The following is a 22861-nucleotide window of genomic DNA, read 5'->3' on the forward strand; positions in this document are numbered from 1 at the left end:
GCATCACGCGATGGGAAAGGCCAAGTATGCGGTTGAGGCGCTAAGGGCGAATTCGGGCCTGGCGGACAGCGCGGAGTGGCAAGCGTTCGCACAGGCCGCGCGCGGCGCGGAACTGGACGGCGCGGCGCTGAAGGTCATCGAGGCCGCGGGTCTGTGCGTGGACCTGAGCATGCAGCGGCAGTCGCCGGCGCTGGAGGCGGCGGCCATGGCGCTGCTGCAGGCGCGCGGCGTGGCGGACGCGCGCCAGGCATTGTTCGCGGGCGAGCCGGTCAACTGGACCGAAGGCAAGCCGGCATGGCATACGGCGCTGCGCGCCGGACGCACGCGGGAACAGCCCGACGGCCAGGACGCCGACTCGGTCTGCGAGCATTCGCGCATGACGGATTTCGTGCGCCGCGTGGACCAGACGGCGGATTTCAACACGGTGCTGCACATCGGCATCGGCGGCAGCGATTGGGGGCCGCGCCTGGCGGTCCAGGCATTCGGCGGCATGCAGCAGCGCCGGCAGATCCGCTTCGTGTCCAACATCGACGGACATGCGTTCCATGACGCGGTGGCCGGGCTGGATCCGCGCCGCTGCCTGGTGGTGGTGTCGTCCAAGTCCTTCACCACCGCCGAGACGCTGCACAACGCGCGCGCCGCCATCGCCTGGCTCAAGCAGGGTGGCGTGGCCGACGTGTCGGAGCATCTGGCCGCGGTCACCGCCAACGTGTCGGCGGCGCGCGCGCTGGGCGTGCCGTCCAGCCAGGTCTTCAAGATGTGCGACTGGGTGGGCGGACGCTATTCCGTATGGTCGGTGGCCGGCCTGTCGATCGCGCTGACGGTGGGCGCGGACGTGCTGATCGGCATGCGGGCGGGCGCCGAAGCGATGGACCAGCATTTCCAGCAGGCGCCAGTCGCCTCCAATGCGCCCATCCAGCTGGCGCTGGCGGGCCTGGTCAACTGCAGCGTGCTGGGCCACAACTCGCTGAACATCGCGGCTTACAGCGCGCGGCTGCTGCACCTGGTCACCTATCTGCAGCAGCTGGAGATGGAGTCGCTGGGCAAGCGGGTGGCGGGCGACGGCGCGGCGGTCGGGGTGCCGACCGCGCCCATCATCTGGGGCATGCCGGGCACCGACGGCCAGCACACGTTCTTCCAGTGGCTGCACCAGAGCGAGGACGGCGCGCCGGTGGACTTCATCGCCAGCCTGCAAGGCCATGCGGACAGTCCGGACGCGCACCGCATGCTGCTGGCGAACTGCCTGGCGCAGCGCCAGGCGCTGTTGCGCGGCAAGTGCCTGGAGCAGGCCCTGATGGACGTGGCGCACATCGACGACCAGGAGCGCGCGCTGAGCCTGGCGCAGCACATGGTGCATCCGGGCGGGCGGCCTTCCACCCTGATCGTGCTGCGCCAGCTGGATCCGCGCGGGCTGGGCGCGCTGCTGGCGCTGTACGAACACAAGGTGTTCGTGCAGAGCGTGGTCTGGGGCATCAACCCGTTTGACCAATGGGGCGTGGAACTGGGCAAGCGCCTGGCCACCGGCATCGAGCGCGAGCTGGCGGTGCCGGTGTCGGCCGGCGTGGTGGACTGGGGCCACGACGCGTCGACCTCGTACTGGATCGACCGCTACCGCAGCCATGCGCAGGCGCCGCGGCCGCGCCATGCCTGGGTGCCGGGCGTGGCGGCGCATCTGTGAAGGAGGCCTGGGCATGCCGGACCTGCATGTATTGGTGACCGGGGGCGCCGGCTACATCGGCACGCACACGCTGGTGGCGATGCTGGCGGCCGGCCAGCGGCCGCTGGTGCTGGACGACTTCAGCAACGGCAGCCGCGAGGCCGTGCGCCGCGTCGAACGCCTGTGCGGCGCGGAGATTCCGCTGGTGGAAGGGGATATCCGCAGCCCCGGCCTGGTCGAAGCCGTGCTGGCCGAGGCGGCCGCGCGCGGCACGCCGGTGCAGGCGGTGCTGCACCTGGCCGGCAGCAAGGCGGTGGGAGAGTCGGTCGCCGATCCGCTCAAGTACTACGACAACAACGTCGGCGGCTCGGTGGCGCTGTTGCGCGCCATGCGCGAGGCGGGCGTGGCGCGCATGGTGTTCAGCTCGTCGGCCACCGTCTATGGCGAACCGCGGTATCTACCGTTCACCGAGGCGCACCCGCTGGCGCCGACCAATCCGTATGGCCGCACCAAGCTGATGGTGGAAGAGGTGTTGCGCGACGTCTGCCGGGCGGACCCCGCCTTCAGCGCCGTCACGCTGCGCTACTTCAATCCCATCGGCGCGCACCATAGCGGACAGATCGGCGAGAGCCCGCGCGACATCCCGAACAACCTGTTTCCCTTCATCACCCAGGTGGCCGTGGGCCGCCAGCCCTTTCTGCGGGTGTTCGGCGACGACTATGACACGGCCGACGGCACCGGCGTGCGCGACTATCTGCACGTCATGGACCTGGCGCAAGGGCATGTGCGGGCGCTGGCGTACTCGGAGGGCCATCCCGGGTTCGTGGCGGTCAATCTGGGAACGGGGCAGGGCACCAGCGTGCTGGAGCTGGTGCATGCGTTCGAAAGGGTCAATGACTGCCGGATTCCGGTGCGCACGCAAGCCCGCCGTCCCGGCGACATCGAGCGGATGTGGGCGGATCCCGCGCTGGCGGCCAGCTTGCTCGGCTGGCACAGCACGCATGGCGTGGACGCCATGTGCGCGGACGGTTGGCGCTGGCAGCAGGGCAATCCGCAAGGCTACGAGCAGGAGGCGGGGACATAAACCCCTGCGCCGTGTCGGATGGGTTCCGCGAAAGCGGCGCGAGCGGTTACAGTTGACGGAAATATTGCGAAGCAGCATCGCCCGGCGGCCAGGCCGCCGCGGCCATGCACCGTCAACGAGGCGCACCCATGTTTGAATTCAATCCCTCTACCGGCTTCCAGCGGGAGCCGCAGCCATGAGCGGGCCGACCTACAGCGCGCCGGCCCACTGGAACCTGGACGGCATCGTGTCCGGCCTGCGCGAAGCGCGCGTGGCCTGGCGCGGTCCCCGCGGCCGCCTGCGCGAAGACGCCGGCCTGCGCGAGTTTCCCTCGCAGGAAAGCCTGCGCCAGATCGTCAAGGATCTCTGTGGCGCCTTGTTCCCGATGCGCCTGGGTCCGATCGACCTGCGCGAGGAGGTCGAGGACTTCTACGTCGGCCATACCATCGGCGCGGCGCTGGACGCGCTGCTGCACCAGGTCTGTCTCGAACTGCAGTACGTGGGCCGGCCCGACCAGGCGCCGCCCGCGGACACGCGCCAGCGCGCCATCGAGATCGTGCGCCAGTTCGGCGCCGAGCTGCCGCGCGTGCGCGCCGCGCTGGATCTGGACGTGACTGCCGCCTATCAAGGCGACCCGGCCGCGCATAACGTGGACGAGGTCCTGCTGTGCTATCCGGGCGTGGCGGCGATGATCCATCACCGCCTGGCCAACGTGCTGTACCGCCTGGGCGCGCCGATGCTGGCGCGCATCGTGGCGGAAATCGCGCATGCGGACACGGGCATCGACATCCACCCCGGCGCCACCATCGGCCGCAGCTTCTTCATCGACCACGGCACCGGCGTCGTGATCGGCGAGACCGCCATCATCGGCGACCGCGTGCGCCTCTACCAGATGGTCACGCTGGGCGCCAAGCGCTTCCCGCCGGGTGAAAACGGCGAACTCAAGAAGGGCCTGGCGCGCCACCCCTTGATCGAGGACGATGTGGTGATCTACGCTGGCGCGACGATTCTCGGCCGCGTCACCATAGGCAAGGGTTCGACCATCGGCGGCAACGTCTGGCTGACCCGCAGCGTGCCGCCGGGCAGCAACGTGACCCAGGCCAGCCTGGTCAGCGACATGCCCGACTGCGGTCTGGGCGGCTGAGCCGGCGTTTGCGGTCCGTTTCGCGGCCGGCACTGAGGAGCCTGGATGGACACACGAGTCTCTGATCTGGCCGCGCTGCGCGGCTTTGTCGACCGCCACCCGCGGCTGTTCGTGCTGACGGGGGCGGGCGTCAGCACCGACTCCGGCATTCCCGACTATCGCGACACCGAAGGCGAATGGAAGCGCAAGCCGCCCATGACGTTGCAGACCTTCATGGGCGGCGAGTTGGCGCGGGCACGCTACTGGGCGCGCAGCATGGTGGGCTGGCGCCGCTTTGGCCACGTGCAGCCCAATACCTCGCACCGGGCGCTGGCGCGGCTGGAGTCGCGCGGCCGCGTTTCGGTGCTGGTGACGCAGAACGTCGATGGCCTGCACGAGGCCGCCGGCAGCCGCGACGTCGTCGACCTGCACGGCCGGCTGGACGAGGTGCGCTGCATGGCCTGCGACTGGCGCGGCGGCCGCCAGAGCTGGCAGGAGGCGCTGCAGGACGGCAATCCGGACTGGGTACAGCTGGAGGCCACGGATGCGCCCGATGGCGACGCCGACCTGGAAGGCGAGGACTTCGCGCGCTTTAAGGTGCCGCCCTGTCCGCGCTGCAGCGGCATCGTCAAGCCGGACGTGGTCTTCTTTGGCGAGACCGTGCCGCGCGAGCGCGTAGACCGCGCCAACGCCGGCCTCATGAACGCCGACGCGGTGCTGGTGGTGGGTTCGTCGTTGATGGTGTATTCAGGCTACCGCTTCGTGTCCGCGGCCTCGCGCAACGGCATGCCGATAGCTGCCATCAACCTGGGGCGCACCCGCGCCGACAGCATGCTGACCCTGAAAGTGGAACTGCCTTGCGCCGAGGCGCTGGACGCCCTGTAACACGCCCGAAGGCCGGCCGGTTTTTGACCGGTCTAAGCAAGTGCTTGCCCTGCAAAGGTTTTTTTCGGCTGTTACAGACCTTTCCATAGGGTTGTCCACAGGAACTGGGGATAACTCCTAGGGATAACCCCGAGTTTTTGACCTTTTCCGGGAGGCGTTTGTCAAGTCTCGGCGGCGTCCGCCATGTCCCCCATTAGCGCCTTGCGGGCCGCGTGCCAGCTGCCGGCGTCCGGCGCATACAGCAGGCCGCCGCTGCGGTGCGTGGGCTTGTAGGGGGAGCCGTCGAAGTGGGCCGCGTAGCCGCCGGCTTCGCGGTGCAGCAGCCAGCCGGCCGCGTGGTCCCAGGCGGTCAGCTGGTTGTAGAGCGCGATGTGGCAGTGTCCGGCGGCCAGCATGCGGTACTCGTGCGCGGCGCAACGCAGCGAGGCGGTGCTGCCCAGGCGCGACAGATTGCCGTTGACGGTGGTGCGCAGCGGTTCGGGCAGGGCGCCGGTCGAGATCAGGCCGTCCATGTCCTCGGGCGGCGCGGGGCTGGCCACCGCGAGCTGGGCCTGCTTGCCGTTTTCGTATTCCATCCAGGCGCCTTCGCCGCGCACGGCCAGCGCGCTGTCGCGGCTGACGGGGTCGTAGATGACGCCCGCGATCACGTCGCCGCGATGGCAGGCGGCGATCATCATGCCGAAGAGCGGCAGGCCGGCCACGTAGTTGCGGGTGCCGTCGATCGGGTCGATCAGGAACGCCAGGTCGGCGTCGACCAGCATGTTCAGCAGGGCGGGGTTGCGCGCCGAGGCTTCTTCGCCGATCAGCACGGCGCCCGGGTGCAGCTTGGCCAGGCGCGCTCCGATCAGGCGCTCGGCGGCTTCGTCCGCGTCGGTCACAAGGTCGCGGGCAGAGCTTTTGCCGCGCACCGCGCCTTCCGGCAGATTGCGAAAGCGCGGCATGACTTCCGTCTGCGCGGTTTCGGCCAGGATGGCGGCAAGCCGGCGGGTGTCCTCGCGGGTGAAGGTTCTGCTCATACGGACTCGTTCGGTCAGGGAACGCGCAAATCTACCATGCCGGGCGCGGGCCGGGATGCAACATATCGGACTCTGGGAAGTCCACGCGCCAAATGCGCGCGGCCCAGGCCGGATTGCTTGACGCCGCCGAACGGGCCGACTTCATTGGAGATGATGCCGGTGTTGATGCCGACGATGCCGTACTCCAGCGCCTCGGACACGCGCCAGATGCGGGCGTAGTCGCGCGTGAAGAAGTAGGCGGCCAGGCCGAAGATGGTGTCGTTGGCCATGCCGATGACTTCCTGTTCCGTTTCGAAGCGGAACAGCGGGGCCACCGGGCCGAAGGTTTCCTCGGTCGCGAAGCGCATGGACTGGGTCACGTCGCGCACCACGGTCGGTTCGAAGAAGGTGCCGCCCAGCGCATGGGGCTTGCCGCCAGCGATCACCTTCGCGCCGTGCGCGGTGGCGTCGGCGATGTGTTCCTGCACCTTTTCCACGGCGCTGCTGTCGATCAGCGGACCCTGGGTCACGCCGTCGGCGAAGCCGTCGCCGACCTTCATGGCTTCGACCTTGGCGACCAGGCGCTTGGCGATCTCTTCGTAGACGCCGGCCTGCACGTAGATGCGGTTGGCGCAGACGCAGGTCTGGCCCGCGTTGCGGTACTTCGAAGCCAGGATGCCGTCGATGGCGCGGTCCAGGTCGGCGTCATCGAACACGATGAAGGGCGCGTTGCCGCCCAGTTCCAGCGACAGCTTCTTGATGGTGGGGGCGCATTGCTCCATCAGCGTGCGGCCGACTTCGGTGGAGCCGGTGAAGCTCAGCTTGCGCACCACGTCGCTTTCGCACAGGGCGGCGCCGATTTCGCGCGAGCTGCCGGTGATGACGTGGAACACGCCCGGGGGCACGCCGGCTTCTTCGGCCAGCACGGCCAGCGCCAGCGCGGTCAGCGGGGTCTGCTGGGCGGGCTTGACCACCATGGTGCAGCCGGCGGCCAGGGCCGGGCCGACCTTGCGCGTGATCATCGCGGCCGGGAAGTTCCACGGCGTGATGGCGGCGGTGACGCCGATGGGCTGCTTGAGCGCCATCAGGCGCTGGCCGGCCTTGGGGCTTTGCAGGATGTCGCCGTCGATGCGCTTGGCTTCTTCGCCGAACCACTCCAGGAACGAGGCGGCGTAGGCGATTTCGCCGGCGGCTTCGGTCACGGGCTTGCCCTGTTCGGACGTCATGATGGCGGCCAGGTCCTGCTGGTTCTGCATCATCAGCTGGGCCCACTTCAGCAGGATCGCGGCGCGTTCCTTGCCGGTCTTGGCGCTCCAGGCAGGCAGGGCGGCCTCGGCGCTGGCGATGGCCTGTTCGGCTTCCTTGCGGCCCAGCTTGGGCACGGACACGATGGTCTTGCCGGTCGAGGGATTGTCCACGGGGATGGACGGGCCGCTGCCGGCGGCTACCCACTTGCCGTCGATATAGCAGGCGTCGCGCAGCAGATCGGGGCGCGCCAGGGGATGGGTCAGTGCGGTCATTGTTGGAGTCTCCTTGAAGGGAAGCGGCGGGCCAGGAAGCGCTTGCGGGCGTGGCGGGTAACCCGCTACGCCCGCAAGACTTGTGCCTGCCCGCCGGAATACCGGTAGTTCAGGCCCTGTGCGTCAGGCGGCGAGCGCCTCGGACAGGATGGCCAGCGCGCGATCGAACTGGGCGTCGGGAATGGTCAAGGGGTACAGGAAGCGCAGGACGTTGCCGTACACACCGCAGCTTAGCAAAATCAGACCCTTTTCGATGGCGCGGGCTTGCACGCGCTTGACCGCTTCCGCGTCCGGCTTGCCGGTGGCGGGATCGTTCAGTTCCAGGGCGACCATGGAGCCCAGGCCGCGCACGTCGGCGATGCCCGGAACCTTGGCGCGCAGGCCTTCCAGGTGCGCGCGCAGCTTGTCGCCCAGGGTGACGGCGCGTTCGCACAACTTTTCCTCGGCGATCACGTCCAGCACGGCGTGCGCCGCGGCGACCGCCAGCGGGTTGCCGGCGTAGGTGCCGCCCAGGCCGCCTGCGGCGGGCGCGTCCATGACGTCGGCGCGGCCGACCACGCCCGAGATCGGGAAGCCGCCGCCCAGGCTCTTGGCCATGGTGATCAGGTCGGCTTGCACCGAGTGGTGCTCCATGGCGAACAGCTTGCCGGTGCGGCCGAAGCCGGTCTGGACTTCGTCGGCGATCAGCAGGATGCCGTGTTCGTCGCAGATCTTGCGCAGCGCCGTCATCAGCTCGGGCGGGGTGATGTTGAAGCCGCCTTCGCCCTGGACAGGTTCGAGGATGATGGCCGCGACGCGCTTGGGATCGATGTCGCACTTGAACAGCAGGTCCAGCCCCTTGAGCGAGTCCGCCACGCTGATGGACTGGGTGGCGTTGGGGAAGGGCACGTGATAGATGTCGCCCGGCATCGGACCGAACGACAGCTTGTACGGGGCGACCTTGCCGGTCAGCGCCATGCCCAGCATGGTGCGGCCGTGGAACGAACCCGAGAAGGCAATGACGCCCGAGCGGCCGGTGGCCGAGCGCGCGATCTTGATGGCGTTTTCGACGGCTTCGACGCCGGTGGTGAAGAAGGCGCTCTTCTTCAGACCGTCGATGGGGGCGAGGCGATTGATGCGTTCGGCCAGCGAGACATAGCCTTCGTACGGCACGATCTGGTAGGCCGTGTGCGTGAAGTTGTCCAGCTGCGCGGAGACCGCGGCCTTGATCTTCGGGTGCAGGTGGCCCGTGTTCAGGACGGCGATGCCGCCTGCGAAATCGATGTATTCCTTGCCATTGGCGTCCCACAGGGTGGCGTTTTCGGCGCGCACCGCGTAGAAGTCGCACATGACGCCGACGCCGCGGGGCGTGGCCAGGGAACGGCGGGTATTCAGGTCCTGATTCTTCATCTCAGCCTCTGCGAGCATGATGGGCGGGAAAACCTTATTTAATGCTACGATGGCCCCATTTGTGGGAACCACTTTTATAAATCGGGTAGAACCAATTGCGGTCCATAGTCGGTGACTTGCTGCAGCTGCGGCTGGCGGACGGCTCCAGCGAGCCCATGAACAAGCGGCTGTACCGCGGCATCCGCGAAGCCATCCTGGATGGAGCTATTGCCGCGGACTCGCGCCTGCCCGCCTCGCGCGACCTGGCGGCCGAACTCGGCATCGCCCGCAACACCGTGGTCCACGTCTATAGCCAGCTGCTGGCTGAAGGCTACACCCGCAGCCGCCAGGGCAACGGCACCTTCGTCAACGCCTCGGTGCCGGATTCCTACCTGGCCAGCGGCCGGCGCATGCGCCAGCCGCCGCCCGCGCAGCCGCGCCCGGCGCTGTCGCCGCGCGGCGCCGCCATCGTCGACGGCGTCTCGGCCTCGCCCTACCAGTGGGGCGCCTTCATGCCCGGCGTGCCCGACCTGACCGAATTCCCGCACAAGAAGTTCGGCCGCATTTTCAGCGCCCTGTGGCGCAATCCCTCGCCCGACCTGCTGACCTACGCCTACGGCGGCGGGCTGCCGGCCCTGCGCGAAGCGCTGGCCCAGCACCTGGCGCTGACCCGCTCGATCGATTGCGATCCCGAGCAGATCATCATTACCGAAGGTTCGCACCAGGCCATCGACCTGACCACCCGCATCCTGGGCGAAGCCGGCGAGACCGCCTGGGTCGAGGATCCGGGCTACTGGGGCGCGCGCACCGTGCTGCAGGCCAACGGCCTGCACACCGTGCACCTGCCGGTGGACGAGGAGGGCATGCGGCTGCCGGAGACCGTGGGCACGCCGCCGCGCTTCATCTTCGTCACGCCCTCGCACCAGTATCCGCTGGGGCCGGTCATGTCGTTGACGCGCCGGCGCCAGTTGCTGGCGGTGGCGCGGCAAAGCGGCAGCTGGATCATCGAGGACGACTACGACAGCGAATTCCGCTTCTCCGGCCGGCCGATCGCCTCGCTGCTGGGGCTGGAGCCGGACGCGCCCGTGATCTACATGGGCACCTTCAGCAAGACCCTGTACCCGGGCCTGCGGGTGGGTTATCTGGTGCTGCCCAAGACCCTGACCGCCGCGTTCCAGGCGGCGCATGCCGAGCTCTACCGCGAAGGCCACCTGATGACGCACGCGGCCCTGGCCACGTTCATCTCGGAAGGCCACTACGCCGCCCACATCCGCCGCATGCGCATGCTGTATGGGCGGCGCCGCGCCATGCTGGTCAATCTGATCGAGCGGCGCCTGGGGCCGGATTGGCTGCATCGCGACGCCAGCATGGCGGGCCTGCACCTGGTGCTGACGCTGCCACAGGACATGGACGACCTGCGCGTGGTCGACGTGGCGCGCGGCAAGGGCGTGCTGACGCGCGCGCTGTCGCGCTACTACGTCAATGACGAAGGCCGCCGGCCGGGCCTGCTGCTGGGCTACGCCTGCGTGCCCGAGCACGACATCGCGCGCAAGTTCGAGGTGCTGCTGGAAAGCCTGAACGAAGTGGCGCGCGCGCCGGCGGCGTTGGCGGCGTCAGGCGGGCGCTAGCGCCGCCGCGAAGGCCGCGGCGTTGCGCATGCCCTGGTCTTCGAAGTTGGTGTTGAACACCGCGTGCGCCTGGGCGCTTTGCGCCGCCAGCCGCGTGAAGCGCTCGGCCAGTTCAGCCAGTTCCTGTTCCGAGTATTCGTATTGGAAGCGGCCCGAGGACGCGGCGCCGGACACGTTCCAGGTGGCCGTATTGCGCCCGTGCAGGCGCAGCAGCGTCAGTTCCGGATGGGTGCTCTCCCACACTGCGGGCACGGTGTTGTCGAACCCTTGGGGACTATCGACCACCGTATGGACCACCCCGAGATCGCGTTCGAAGGCCAGGGTGTCCGCGGTGGCGGCGGGCGACTCGAACCAGCTGCGGTGGCGGAATTCCACCGACACCAGGTGTTCTTCCATGCGACGCGCGCAGTCGGCCACCCGCGCCCGGCTGCGCGCGTCGCGCCGGATCCAGGGCGGAAACTGGAAATGCACCGCGCCCAGCTTGTCCGTCATGCGCAAGGGTTCCAGCGCAAGCTGGTAGCGGCGCCAGAGTTCATCGCGCAGGTCGGCGGGCATGCGGTCGTGATAAATGACGGGTTCCGGCCAGTCGGGGAGTTCGCGCCGGATGTCCGCGGGCAGCGCGGACAGCGGCGTCTGATGGCCGGTGAATAGCCGGAAGGCCTTGATATTGAAGACGAAATCGTCCGGCGTGCGCTGCGCCCACAAGTAGGCGTTTTCGGCCGTGGGCATGGCGTAGTAGCTGGAATCGACCTCGGCCATGGGAAAGCGCGAGGCATAGAAGCGCAGCCGCGCCTCGGCGCTGCGGACCTCCGGCGGGTAGAAGCGGCCGCAGGCCAGCAGGGTGGGGTCGGTCCAGGAGGCGGTGCCGGTCAAGAGGCGCATGGCCGCAGGCAATCAGACTTTATTGAAAAAATTCTGTATAAATATACAGTGTTCATCCGAAGCCCGGCAATGTCCGGGCTCGCCGTTTTCAGCGGCCGCCTTGCTGCGGCCCCGCCCCATGTCCGACCAAACCGATACGTCCAACCCGTCCGCCGAGCGCCCCGATCCCCTGGCCGATCTCAACCCCGCCCAACGCGAGGCCGCCGAGTTCGGCGTGGCCGGCGCGCCGGGCGACGACGGCCCCCTGCTGGTGATCGCCGGGGCCGGCTCGGGCAAGACCAATACGCTGGCCCACCGGGTCGCGCACCTGATCCTGAACGGCGCCGATCCCCAGCGCATGCTGCTGTTGACCTTCTCGCGCCGCGCGGCGCTGGAAATGGAGCGGCGCGTGGGCTCGGTGCTGCAGCGGGTGATGAGGCTGCGCGCCACGCAACAGGCGCCGTCGCTGCCCTGGGCCGGCACCTTCCACGCCATCGGCGCGCGCCTGCTGCGCGATTGCGCGCAACGCATCGGCTTGTCCGAAGCCTTCACCATCCACGACCGCGGCGACGCCGAGGACCTGATGGGCATGGTGCGCCACGAGCTGGGCCTGTCGTCCACCAAGTCGCGCTTTCCGCTCAAGGGCACCTGCCTGGCGATCTATTCGCGGGTGGTCAACAGCCAGACGCCGGTGGCCGACGTGCTGAAGACCTCCTTCCCCTGGTGCGCGCAATGGGAAGACGAGCTCAAGAACCTGTTCCGCGCCTACGTCGCAGCCAAGCAGGACCAGCAGGTACTCGATTACGACGACCTGCTGCTCTACTGGGCCGAGATGATGGGCGATCCCGGCATCGCGGCAGACGTGGGGGCGCGCTTCGACCACGTGCTGGTGGACGAATACCAGGACACCAACCGCCTGCAGTCCGCCATCCTGCTGGCGATGAAGCCCGACGGCCGCGGCCTGACGGTGGTGGGCGACGATGCCCAATCGATCTATTCGTTCCGCGCGGCCACCGTGCGCAACATCCTGGATTTTCCGAACCAGTTTCCAACCCCGGCCCGGGTCATCACGCTGGACCGCAACTACCGTTCCACCCAGCCCATCCTGAACGCGTCCAATGCCGTGATCGGCCTGGCCACGGAGCGCTACGCCAAGGACCTGTGGACCGACCGCCAGTCGTCCCAGTTGCCCGAACTGGTGACGGTCAGCGACGAAGCCGGCCAGGCGCGCTGGGTGGCCGACCAGGTGCTGGCGCAACGCGAGGGCGGGGCCACGCTCAAATCGCAGGCGGCGCTGTTCCGCACCGCCAGCCACAGCGCCGCGCTGGAACTGGAACTGACCCGCCGCAACATTCCCTTCGTGAAGTTCGGCGGCCTGCGCTTTCTGGAGGCCGCCCATGTGAAGGACCTGTTGTCGATATTGCGTTGGGCGGAGAATCCGCGCGGCCGCATGGCGGGCTTTCGCGTGGCGCAGTTGCTGCCCGGCATCGGACCCGCCACGGCCGGCAAGCTGATGGACGCCATGTCCGCCTCCGCCGAACCGCTGCGCGCGCTGCGCGAATTCAAGCCGGGCGCGGCGGCGCAGGAAGAGTGGGGCGCTTTCGCCGATACCTATGCGGCCTTGTGTGATCCCGCGCTGAAATGGCCCGCCGACGTGGACCTGGCCCTGCGCTGGTATGGCGCGCAGTTGGAACGCCTGTACGACGATGCGCGCGTGCGCCGCGCCGACCTGGACCAGCTGGTGCGCATCGCCGCGGGCTACGGCACGCGCGAACGCTTCCTGACCGAGCTGACGCTGGATCCGCCGGACGCCACCAGCGACGAGTCCGGCGCGCCGCATCGCGACGAGGACTACATGATCCTGTCCACCATCCATTCCGCCAAGGGCCAGGAATGGAAGGCGGTCTATGTGCTGAATGTGGTGGACGGCTGCATCCCGTCCGACATGAGCACCGGCACGGCCGAGGAAATCGAGGAAGAGCGCCGCCTGCTGTACGTGGCGATGACGCGCGCCAAGGAGCGCCTGCAGCTCATCGTGCCGCAGCGGTTCTATGTGCACCAGCAGACCGGCATGGGCGACCGGCACGTCTATGGATCGCGCACGCGCTACATCACCAATGCGATGCTGCCGCTGTTCGACCACCTGCCCAAGCCGCCGGAGCTGCCCGAGGGGCGCGGCATGCCCAAGGCGCCGCAGGCGCCCAGCGTGGACGTGGCCAAGCGGGTGCGCAACCTGTTCTCGTAGGCTGGGCTATCATCGCCCGATAGATAAGCTGTCCAGCAGGGATCGCATTGCAAAAGGGTGTTTATGGCTACTGAAGAACAGGCCGCCGACGACTCGAAGAGAGAGGTCGTCGCATCGATCGCCTATGTGAACGGACGGCGGGAACGCGAGGTTCCCATCGACCAAGTCGCCCAGTACGTCAGCCAGGACCACGGCATGCTGTGGATCGGCCTGCGCAATCCGCGCCCGGAAATGCTGGCCAAGGTCGCCAGCGAACTCGGCGCCTGCGACAAGAACCAGGAAGAAATGCTGGAATCCCACCGGCGGCCGAAGATCATCGACTACGGCAACATGATCCTGATCGTCGCCATCACGGTGGAGGTGGAGGCCGAGCGTCCCATTTTCGGCGAGACTCAGTTCCTGATCGGCGACGGTTTCCTGGTCACGGTGCGGCGCGGCGCCACCGCCGGCCATAGCCCCTTGCGCGAACGGCTTGAGGCTTCGCCCGACCTGCTCAAGCGCGGCAGCGACTATGTGGCTTCCGAACTGCTGGACTGGCTGGTGGACCGTTATGTGGCCGCCGCCGGCAAGATCGAGTCCGTGGTCGAGGGCGCCGAACAGAAGCTGCTGATCCGCGGCGCCAAGGACTCCGATATCCGCAGGTTGTACCGGCAGCGCCGCGACCTGCTGCGCATCCATACCGTGGTGTCGCCGCTGGCCGAAATCTGCCGCCGTCTGGCGCGGGTCGAGATGTCGGCGGTGGACGAGCATGCCCGTCCGTATTTCGGCGAGGTCGCGGACCGCGTGCTGCGCGTGGACGAACTTTTCAACTCGCTGCGCGAATCCCTGGCCTTCGCCTTTGAAGCCAGCCTGATGATAGGCCAGGCCGCGCAGAACGACACTACCCGCAAGCTGGCGTCCTGGGCCGCCATTTTGGCGGTGCCCACGGCCATCGCCGGGATCTACGGCATGAACTTCGAGTTCATGCCCGAACTGAAATCGCCCTGGGGCTATCCGGTCACGCTGGGTGTCATCGTGTCGATCTGTTCGGTGCTGTATTGGCGCTTCCGCAAGTCGGGCTGGCTGTAGGAGGGGCGACTCCACGCCCCGCCTTTATGGCAAACTGCCTGCGTTTTCCTACCTGGAGCCCGGCTGGTGCGTGGCAAACCTTCTTTTCGCGGCGGCAGCAAGCTGACCGCCCTGATCGTCGCCCTGATACTTGCGGCGGCAGGCGCCATCGTCAACTGGCTGCAGCCTTCGGGAAGAGAGGGGCAGGAGCGGGCTGAACGTCCGGCGCCTTCAGCCCAGAGCCGGCCTGGCGCGACGCTCGCTGGCGGCATCCCGCAGGGTAGCTACGCGCTCACGGGCATGATCGTGAACGTGGCCGACGGTGACACCGTGACCCTGCGCGCGCCCGACGGCCAGCATCGCATCCGCATGGACAGCATCGATGCGCCCGAAGAGGGCCACGGGTCCGACCAGCCCGGACAACCCTATGCCGAGGCCTCGCGCAAGAACCTGGCTGGCCTGGTCGCGGGCAAGACGCTCACCGCGCAATGCTACGAGAAAGACCAGTACGGCCGGGAAGTCTGCGCCCTGATCCTGGATGACGGCCGCTCGGCCAATCGTCAACAGGTGGAGGACGGCTACGCCTGGGCCTATACGGCGCGCCAGGGCGATTACCTGCGCGACAAGGCCATGCCGGACCTGCAGCGCCAGGCCAAGGCGGCCGGGCGCGGCCTGTGGGCGCAGCCCGGCGCCATGCAACCCTGGAAGTGGCGCTACGACTGCTGGCGACAGCGCCAGTGCGGCTGAATCCGCGCGGACCGGCCCGGAACGCTGTGCCTGATCGCCGCCAGCCCTGGGGGATGCCTGGGTATGGTCTCCGGCCCGTGTTTGCTATCCTCTGTCGCAACGATTCGAAGGGAAGGTTTCCATGCGTGCATTGAAGCGGCTCTGGGCGGCGGCCATGCTGCTGTCGCTGGCGTTGGCGGGCTGCTCGCAAGAAAGCCCCATCAACAGCCCCTATCCGTCCGGCGCAGAAAGCCAGAACACGCTGTTTTCCGCCTTCGTCAAGCGCTCTCCGAAGTACCTGGATCCGGCCAGCTCTTATTCCGGCGACGAGACCCCTTATACGTACAACATCTATGAGACGCTGTACGGCTACCACTATCTGAAGCGGCCCTACGAACTGGTGCCGCGCGCGGCGGCGTCGATCGACCCGCCCGTCTACCTCGACGCGCAGGGCAACACGCTGCCCGCCGACACGCCCGGCGAGCAGATCGCGCAAAGCATCTACGACATCAAGATCCGGCCGGGCGCGCGCTATGCGCCGCATCCGGCATTCGCCCGCAAGACCGATGGCGGCTACGACTACTTTCCGCTGGCGCCGGGCGAACTGGACGACAAGTTCTACATTCCTGATTTCCCGCGCACCGGCACCCGCGAACTGACGGCCGACGACTACGTCTATGCCTTCCGGCGCCTGGTCAGCCCGCGCGTGGTGTCGCCGATCTCCAGCCTCATGACCGAGCACGTGACCGGCCTGAAGGAGTACGCGGACCGGCTGCGCCAGCGCGACCAGGCGCTGCGGCAAGACATGCCGGGCGGCGCCGGTGCGCCGCCCTGGCTGGACCTGCGCGAGGCCGACGGCTTTACGGGCGTGCAGGCGCTGGATCCGCACACCCTGCGCATCCGCGTCAACGGCAAGTACCCGCAGTTCAAGTACTGGCTGGCCATGACCTTCACCGCGCCCATTCCCTGGGAAGCCGACCGCTTTTACAGCCAGCCGGGCATGGCGGCGCACGACCTGTCGTTCAACACCTGGCCGGTCGGCACCGGTCCCTACATGCTGGTGGAGTCGCTGCAGAACCGCCGCCACGTGCTGGGCCGCAATCCCAACTTCCATGGCGAACCCTATCCCTGCGAAGGCGAGCCGGGCGACGCGGCCGCGGGGCTGCTGGCCGACTGCGGCAAGCCCACGCCCTTCATCGACCGCGCGGAATTCAGCGTCGAAAAGGAAGCCATCCCGTTGACCGGCAAGTTCCTGCAGGGCTATTACGACGTGCCGCAGATCGAGCGCGGCGAGTACGGCGTGGCCATGCTGGTCGCGGCGGGCGACAGCCAGGACAAGGCGCGCCTGTACAACGAACACGGCATCAAGCTGCCGACGACCGTCGAGACCGCCAACTGGTACATGGGCTTCAACTGGCTGGACCCGGTGGTGGGCAAGGGCGACACGCCGGAACAGCAAGAAAGCAACCGCAAGTTGCGCCAGGCCATCAGCATCGCGTTCGACTGGGAAGAGTACGTCGCGGTGTTCGAGAACAGCCAGGCTTCGGTGGCCTACGGCCCGGTGCCGCCGGGCGTGCTCGGCTACCGCGAGCCGCCCGAAGGCGTGAACCCGGTGGTCTACAACTTGGTGGACGGCAAGCCCGTGCGCAAGTCCGTGGACGTGGCGCGCCGCCTGCTGGCCGAGGCCGGCTACCCCGACGGCCGCAATGCCAAGACCGGGGCGCCGCTGGTGCTCTATTACGACTCGATGCAGGGCGGCGGCTCCAATCCGCAGTTCGACTGGATGCGGCGCCAGATGGCCAAGATCGGCGTGCAGCTGGACGTGCGCGCCACCGATTACAACCGCTTCCAGGACAAGATGATGCGCGGGTCCGCGCAGATATTCCTGTGGGGCTGGAACGCCGACTATCCCGACGCCGAAAACTTCCTGTTCCTGCTGTACGGCCCCAACGCCAAGGCCAAGGGCGGCGGCGAGAACGCGGCCAACTATGCCAGCCCCGAGTACGACCGTCTCTTCGAGCAGATGAAGTTCCTGGACGACGGCCCTGAAAAGGAACAGCTCATCGCCAAGATGACTGCCATCGTGCAGCGCGACGCGCCCTGGATGTTCGGCTACTTCCCAATGTCGGGCGGCGCCTACCAGCAATGGGTCGGCAACGCCAAGCCGACCCAGATGGTGCGCAACACGCTGCAGTACATGAAGATCGATGCCGCGCTGCGGCAGCAGAAGATCGACGAGTGGAATTATCCGAGGTGGTGGCCGATAGGCCTGTTCGCGCTGTTGCTGGCGCTGGCGATCTGGCCGTCGTATGTGGCGCTGAAGCGGCGTGAACGCCAGACGGCATTCGCGCCGGCCCTGGGCAAGGAGCATCAATCATGATCGGCTACGTGATCCGCCGGTTGCTGTACGGCGTGCTGATCCTGATCGGCGTGAACCTCTTCACCTTCATCCTGTTCTTCGCCGTGAACACGCCCGACGACATGGCCCGGCTGGCCATCGGCGGGCAGCGCGCGAACCAGGAAGCCGTGGAGAAATGGAAGGTCGAGCGCGGCTACGACAAGCCGCTGTTCTTCAACGCCAAGGCTCAAGGCGCGGCGCAACTGACCGACACGGTGTTCTACCAGCGTTCGGTGCCCTTGCTGGTCATGGACTTCGGCGCGTCCGACGGCGGGCGCGACATCGGCCGCGAAATCAAGACGCGCATGGGGCCCAGCCTGGCGCTGGCGGTGCCTACGTTTTTCCTGGGGCTCTTCGTCAGCATCGTCTTTTCCCTGACGCTGGTGTATTTCCGCGCCACGCGGCTCGATTTCTGGGGCGTGGTGGTCTGCGTGCTGCTGCTGTCCATCTCCAGCCTGTTCTACATCATCGCCGGCCAATGGGTCTTTGCGAAGCTGCTGCGGCTGGTGCCGTTCTCGGGCTTTTCGGGCGGGCTGGACGTGGTCAAGTTCCTGGCGCTGCCGGTGCTGGTCGCGATCGTGTCGCGGCTGGGGCCGGAAGCGCGCTTCTACCGCACTTTGTTCCTGGAGGAGATCGGCAAGGACTATGTGCGCACCGCGCGCTCCAAGGGCCTGGCTGAACGCATCGTGCTGTTCCGGCACGTGCTGCGCAACGCCATGCTGCCCATCCTGACCAGCACGGTGGCCGCGTTGCCGCTGCTGTTCATGGGCAGCTTGATCGCGGAGTCCTTCTTCGGCATTCCCGGCCTGGGCAGCTACACCATTGACGCCATCAACGCGCAGGACTTCTCCATCGTGCGCGCCATGGTGTTCCTGGGCGCCGCCCTTTACATCGTGGGGCTGATCCTGGCCGACATTTCCTACACGCTGGCCGACCCCCGCGTCCGATTCGAGTAGCCGCCATGCCCAAGTTCGTCTTCCTCTGGACCGATATCGCGCTGTGGCTCATGGTGCTGGGCGCGCTGGCCTATGTCTGGCATGTGCGCCGCAGCCCGAACCTGCGCGCGACCTGGGCGCGCGTGGCGCGCGACACGCCCGCCATGTGCTCGGCGGTGATCCTGGCCGCGTTCGTGGTGGTGGGCCTGCTGGACTCGGTGCACTACCGGCCGCTGCTGCCGCCGGCCCCCGGCGCCGCGACCGACGCGCCGCCGGCCTACGCGCCCGCGGTGCGCTCGGCGTTGGACGGGCTGCTTACGGGCTCGGTGCTGACGACGCCGGAAAAGACCTATTCCGAGCCCTTGGCGATACGGCAGTTCACCAAGGAAACCATGCTCGTCAACGACAAGCCGGTGCGCGATTTTCCCCGGCTGCGGGGGGCGGGCGTGCATCTGGAAGACGCCGACCGCGACCATCTGGGCGACGTAGCCAAGCGGCTTGGGCTGGGCCTGGCCGCGGGTCTGGCAGTGTCTGCCGCCGTGATCGGACTGATGTACGCCGGGCTGGCCAGGCGGCGCGGAGCAAGAGCCGCCGACGAGGCGGCTTCGGACGTGCCCTGGCGCGCCATGGCCGTCACCTTCACGCTGCTGTGCCTGGCGGCGGGCGCCCTGGCCGGCCTGTCCAGCGGCTATCACGCGCTCGGCACCGACCGCATCGGCAACGACGTGCTGTGGCAGGCCCTCAAGAGCATCCGCACCGCGCTGGTCATCGGCAGCCTCACCACCATCGCCATGCTGCCGCCGGCCATCGTCTTCGGCATCGCCGCCGGCTATTTCAAGGGCAAGGTCGACGACGGCATCCAGTATCTCTACACCACCATCACCTCGATTCCGGGCGTGCTGCTGGTGGCCGCCTGCGCGCTGATGATGCAGGTGTACATCGACAACCACGCCGACCTGTTCGACACCTCGGCCGCGCGCGCCGACCTGCGGCTGTTCCTGCTCTGCATGATCCTGGGCTTCACCGGCTGGGCCGGGCTGTGCCGCCTGTTGCGCGCCGAGACCCTCAAGCTGCGCGAGCTCGAATACGTGCAGGCGGCGCGGGCCTTCGGCGTGTCGCACTGGCGCATCATGACCCGCCATCTGCTGCCCAATGTGGCGCATCTGGTCCTGATCACCGTGGTGCTGGAATTTTCCGGCCTGGTCCTGTACGAGGCGGTGCTGTCCTACCTGGGCATAGGCGTGGATCCCAGCATGAACTCCTTCGGATCCATGATCGACGGCGCCCGTCTGGAAATGTCCCGCGACCCGATGATCTGGTGGAACCTCTTGACCGCATTCCTGTTCATGCTGGCGCTGGTATTGGCCGCCAACCTGTTCGCCGACGCGGTGCGCGACGCTTTCGATCCGCGCACGCGCCGCTACAAGCCCGGCCGCATGGCGCGCTTCGGCCTGTTCGGCCGCGCGCCGCGCACGGCCCTGGCGACCGATACGCGCCAGTCCCGCCCGGGAGATGCGCCATGAGCCAGGCTCCCTTGCTCGAAGTGCACGGCCTGGATGTCGATATCGCCGGCGAAAGCGGCATGACGCATGCAGTCAAGCGCCTGCAGCTGGCGATCTCCAGGCGCCAGACCTTTGCGCTGGTCGGCGAATCGGGTTGCGGCAAGAGCATGACGGCGCTGGCGCTCCTGCGCCTGCTGCCCGACGCCGGACGCATCGTGGGCGGGCAGATCGACCTGGACGGAGAAGACCTCAACTGCCTGCCGGAAAGCGCCATGCGCGGCGTGCGCGGGGGGCGCATCGGCATCATCTTCCAGGAACCGTCCACCAGCCTGAACCCGGTCATGCGGGTGGGCGACCAGATCATTGAAACGCTGATCGCCCATACGCCCCTGCGCGGCGCGGCGGCGCGCGCCCGCGCCATGGACTGGCTGCGGCGGGTGGGCATCCCGGAACCCGAACGGCGCATCGACGACTATCCCTTCCAGTTCTCGGGCGGACAGAAGCAGCGCGTCATGATCGCCATCGCGTTGGCGGCCGAGCCCCTGCTGCTCATCGCCGACGAGCCCACCACCGCGCTGGACGTCACGGTGCAGGCGCAGGTGCTGGATCTGCTGGCCGGCATCCAGCGGGAAATGGGCATGGCGGTGCTGCTGATCACCCACGACCTCGCGGTGGTGAAGAACGTCGCCCACCACGTGGCGCTGATGCGCGGCGGCGAGATCGTTGAAAGCGCCGACGCCGAGGAATTCTTCCGCGCGCCCAAGCATCCCTATGCGCGCCAGCTGTTCGAAGCGATCCCCACGTTTGAAAAGCGCGGCACGCCGCTTACGGCAAGCGGCCGCGAGGCCATGGCGCGCGACGAGGCCCGCCTGTCCGCCAGGGCCCAGGCGCGCGATGCCGCAGTGGTGCTGGACGTGCAGGACCTGAAGGTCCATTACCCCGTGCGCAAGGGGCCGCTGCGCCGCGTCGCGTCCTGGGTCAAGGCCGTGGATGGCGTGACCTTCACGCTGAAGGCGGGCGAGACGCTGGCCCTGCTGGGTGAATCCGGCTGCGGCAAGACCACCACCGGCAAGGCGCTGTTGCGCCTGATCGACGGCGCGCGCGTGTCGGGCCGCGCGACGCTGCAGGGGCAGGACGTGTTGTCCGCGGACCGGCGCACGCTGCAGCGCCTGAGGCAGGACATCCAGATCGTGTTCCAGGATCCCTATGCCTCGCTCGATCCGCGCATGCGGGTGGGCGACATCCTGGACGAGGGGCTGGCGTCCCTGCGCACCGGCATGGACAAGGAATCGCGCCGCGCGCACGCGGCAAGGCTGATCGAACGCGTGGGCCTGCCGTCCAATACGCTGGCGCGCTATCCGCACGAATTCTCTGGGGGCCAGCGCCAGCGGATCGCGATCGCTCGGGCGCTGGCGGTCGAGCCGAAAGTCCTGATCTGCGATGAGCCCACATCGGCGCTGGATGTTTCCGTGCAGGCCCAGATCCTGGACCTGTTGCGTGAACTGCAGCTTGAACTGGGTATCGCCTATCTGTTCATCACGCATAACTTCGGCGTGGTCGAGTACCTGGCGGACCGCATCGCCGTCATGGATGGCGGCCGCATCATCGAATTGGGACAGGCCGACGCGGTACTGCACCAACCGCGCCAGGACATGACGCGCAGGCTGCTGGCCGCGGTGCCGCGCCTGCACTTCGGGCCATCCGAAGCGGCCTGATCCGGCGCTCGAGGCAGCGGGGGCGGGGCCCCCGCTGTTTTGCTACCCGGCCGGATGCGCGCTGCCTGTCTCCAGCCAGGCCAGGGTGTCGCGTTTCAGGCTGCGGCCGCAGCGCGTCAGGAAGGCATGCACCGTTTCCAGCTCCGCGGTGTCATAGCCGCGCGCCGTCGTGGCGATGGCCTCGGCGATCCACTGCCGTTCCTGCGCCAGCGCCTGGCACGTTTCCTCGACCGGCCGGATCACGATCATCCGGCGGTCCAGCGGGTGGCGGCCGCGCTGGACATATCCAGCCGCTTCCAGCCGGTTGATCAGGGCCGTCGCGCCGCCGGAGCTGACGCCCATCAACTGGGCCAGATGCCCCGTCGGCAGGGCATCGAACTCCATGACCAGCTCCAGCGCCTTCAGGTCCGCCAGGGGCAGGCCCAGCTTTTCCGCCAGGGCCGACTGGCATGCCGCGTTGTAAGCGGCGAACTGCCGGCCCAGCAGCAGGACCATTTCGTCCAGCATGCCGGACCGCCGGTTGCTTCCTGCAGATTCAGCCATGCCGGTCACATGCTCGTGGTGAAAGTAGGTCTGTTGTTGCAGCATGATGTGGATTCCTGGCGGTTGAGGTGGATTACTTCTTGCCGGCCAGGCCGCCGAGCACGCCGCCCAGCAGACCGCCGTTGGCGGCCCCTCCGGAAGAGCCGCCCGCCGCCGCGCCGCCCGTCAGGCTGCCCGTCACGCCGCCCAGCAACCCGCCGAGCAATCCGCCGTTGGCTGTGCCGCCTGATCCTCCCGAACTGGCGGGCGTGCCTGCGGAGGCACCGGCGCCGGCCCCGGTGCCGGCCGCGACGTTCACGCCGCCCACCAGCCCGCCCAGCAGGCCGCCGCCGTTCGTGCCGGCCGAAACGCCTGCGCCCGCCGCAGCGCCGCCGGCCGTGCCAGCCACCGCTCCGGTCACTCCGCCAATCAGAGCCGTCACAGGCGCCAGTACTCCGCCATTGGCGCCGCCGGTTGCGCCGCCCACGGCCCCGGTCACGTTGCCGAGCAGGCCCGTCACTGGCGCCAGTACTCCGCCATTGGCGCCGCCAGTTGCGCCGCCCACGGCCCCGGTCACGTTGCCGAGCAGGCCGGTCACGGGCGCCAGCACGCCGCCATTGGCGCCGCCAGTTGCGCCGCCCACGGCCCCCGTTACGTTGCCGAGCAGGCCG

At 68.1% G+C, this 22861-nt stretch carries 18 protein-coding genes; 12 read left to right on the forward strand and 6 right to left on the reverse strand.

The features are described 5' to 3' along the window. The first annotated feature begins 10 nt into the window (after positions 1 to 10). The 4 genes from pgi (at position 11) to BRO63_RS21460 (ending at position 4728) form a co-directional block, all read left to right on the forward strand. Positions 11 to 1678 (forward strand): glucose-6-phosphate isomerase, encoded by a 1668-nt coding sequence (pgi, locus tag BRO63_RS21445; protein WP_088141741.1) that lies wholly within the window; start codon positions 11 to 13, stop codon positions 1676 to 1678. A 13-nt stretch (positions 1679 to 1691) separates the two neighbouring features. Beyond that, on the forward strand, positions 1692 to 2741 hold the full coding sequence (galE, locus tag BRO63_RS21450; protein WP_088141742.1) for a UDP-glucose 4-epimerase GalE: 1050 nt from the start codon (positions 1692 to 1694) through the stop codon (positions 2739 to 2741). Between the two features lie 175 nt (positions 2742 to 2916). After that, positions 2917 to 3864, forward strand: coding sequence for a serine O-acetyltransferase EpsC (epsC, locus tag BRO63_RS21455; protein ID WP_088141743.1), 948 nt, complete (start codon positions 2917 to 2919; stop codon positions 3862 to 3864). A gap of 45 nt (positions 3865 to 3909) precedes the next feature. Beyond that, positions 3910 to 4728, forward strand: a complete 819-nt coding sequence (locus tag BRO63_RS21460) for an NAD-dependent protein deacetylase (RefSeq protein ID WP_088141744.1) — start codon at positions 3910 to 3912, stop codon at positions 4726 to 4728. Between the two features lie 161 nt (positions 4729 to 4889). Here BRO63_RS21460 and BRO63_RS21465 read toward each other — a convergent pair whose 3' ends face one another. The 3 genes from BRO63_RS21465 to BRO63_RS21475 form a co-directional block, all read right to left on the reverse strand. Further along, positions 4890 to 5744 carry an inositol monophosphatase family protein gene (locus BRO63_RS21465; protein ID WP_088141745.1) on the reverse strand — a complete coding sequence of 285 codons (855 nt, stop codon included), beginning with the start codon at positions 5742 to 5744 and terminating at the stop codon, positions 4890 to 4892. A 14-nt stretch (positions 5745 to 5758) separates the two neighbouring features. Beyond that, positions 5759 to 7243: an NAD-dependent succinate-semialdehyde dehydrogenase gene (locus BRO63_RS21470; RefSeq protein ID WP_256943371.1), complete on the reverse strand. Its 1485-nt coding sequence runs from the start codon at positions 7241 to 7243 to the stop codon at positions 5759 to 5761. A gap of 123 nt (positions 7244 to 7366) precedes the next feature. Continuing rightward, positions 7367 to 8632 carry a 4-aminobutyrate--2-oxoglutarate transaminase gene (locus BRO63_RS21475; RefSeq protein WP_088141746.1) on the reverse strand — a complete coding sequence of 422 codons (1266 nt, stop codon included), beginning with the start codon at positions 8630 to 8632 and terminating at the stop codon, positions 7367 to 7369. A 95-nt stretch (positions 8633 to 8727) separates the two neighbouring features. Between BRO63_RS21475 and pdxR the strand changes: the two genes are divergently transcribed. After that, the gene (gene pdxR, locus BRO63_RS21480; RefSeq protein WP_373557789.1) at positions 8728 to 10239 is read left to right on the forward strand and encodes a MocR-like pyridoxine biosynthesis transcription factor PdxR; all 1512 of its coding nucleotides are present in this window, start codon (positions 8728 to 8730) and stop codon (positions 10237 to 10239) included. Here pdxR and BRO63_RS21485 read toward each other — a convergent pair. Next, on the reverse strand, positions 10225 to 11121 hold the full coding sequence (locus BRO63_RS21485) for a DUF72 domain-containing protein (protein ID WP_088141747.1): 897 nt from the start codon (positions 11119 to 11121) through the stop codon (positions 10225 to 10227). The genes pdxR and BRO63_RS21485 overlap by 15 nt on opposite strands. Before the next feature lie 118 nt (positions 11122 to 11239). Between BRO63_RS21485 and BRO63_RS21490 the strand changes: the two genes are divergently transcribed. The 7 genes from BRO63_RS21490 (at position 11240) to BRO63_RS21520 (ending at position 21668) form a co-directional block, all read left to right on the forward strand. Then, positions 11240 to 13345 (forward strand): ATP-dependent helicase, encoded by a 2106-nt coding sequence (locus BRO63_RS21490; protein ID WP_088141748.1) that lies wholly within the window; start codon positions 11240 to 11242, stop codon positions 13343 to 13345. 63 nt (positions 13346 to 13408) lie between these two features. Then, the gene (locus tag BRO63_RS21495; RefSeq protein ID WP_088141749.1) at positions 13409 to 14413 is read left to right on the forward strand and encodes a magnesium and cobalt transport protein CorA; all 1005 of its coding nucleotides are present in this window, start codon (positions 13409 to 13411) and stop codon (positions 14411 to 14413) included. Positions 14414 to 14476: 63 nt separating this feature from the next. Next, entirely contained in the window at positions 14477 to 15139 is a 663-nt protein-coding gene (locus tag BRO63_RS21500; RefSeq protein WP_179215175.1) for a thermonuclease family protein, read from the forward strand. A 121-nt stretch (positions 15140 to 15260) separates the two neighbouring features. Then, on the forward strand, positions 15261 to 17498 hold the full coding sequence (locus BRO63_RS21505) for an ABC transporter substrate-binding protein (RefSeq protein WP_088141751.1): 2238 nt from the start codon (positions 15261 to 15263) through the stop codon (positions 17496 to 17498). Then, entirely contained in the window at positions 17495 to 18472 is a 978-nt protein-coding gene (locus BRO63_RS21510) for an ABC transporter permease (RefSeq protein ID WP_054453034.1), read from the forward strand. Before BRO63_RS21505 ends, BRO63_RS21510 begins: the two co-directional genes overlap by 4 nt. A 5-nt stretch (positions 18473 to 18477) precedes the next feature. Continuing rightward, positions 18478 to 19974, forward strand: coding sequence for an ABC transporter permease (locus tag BRO63_RS21515; protein ID WP_088141752.1), 1497 nt, complete (start codon positions 18478 to 18480; stop codon positions 19972 to 19974). Next, positions 19971 to 21668, forward strand: coding sequence for an ABC transporter ATP-binding protein (locus tag BRO63_RS21520; protein ID WP_088141753.1), 1698 nt, complete (start codon positions 19971 to 19973; stop codon positions 21666 to 21668). Before BRO63_RS21515 ends, BRO63_RS21520 begins: the two co-directional genes overlap by 4 nt. A 42-nt stretch (positions 21669 to 21710) precedes the next feature. On the opposite strand, the gene BRO63_RS21525 is transcribed toward BRO63_RS21520, so the two are convergent. Together BRO63_RS21525 and BRO63_RS21530 are read right to left on the reverse strand one after the other, a co-directional pair. Beyond that, positions 21711 to 22256, reverse strand: coding sequence for a MarR family winged helix-turn-helix transcriptional regulator (locus BRO63_RS21525; protein ID WP_088141754.1), 546 nt, complete (start codon positions 22254 to 22256; stop codon positions 21711 to 21713). 28 nt (positions 22257 to 22284) lie between these two features. Next, the gene (locus BRO63_RS21530; protein ID WP_179215173.1) at positions 22285 to 22833 is read right to left on the reverse strand and encodes a hypothetical protein; all 549 of its coding nucleotides are present in this window, start codon (positions 22831 to 22833) and stop codon (positions 22285 to 22287) included. Positions 22834 to 22861 lie beyond the last annotated feature (28 nt).

The organism is Achromobacter xylosoxidans, assembly GCF_002192695.1.
Classification (GTDB): Bacteria; Pseudomonadota; Gammaproteobacteria; order Burkholderiales; family Burkholderiaceae_B; genus Achromobacter; species Achromobacter xylosoxidans_C.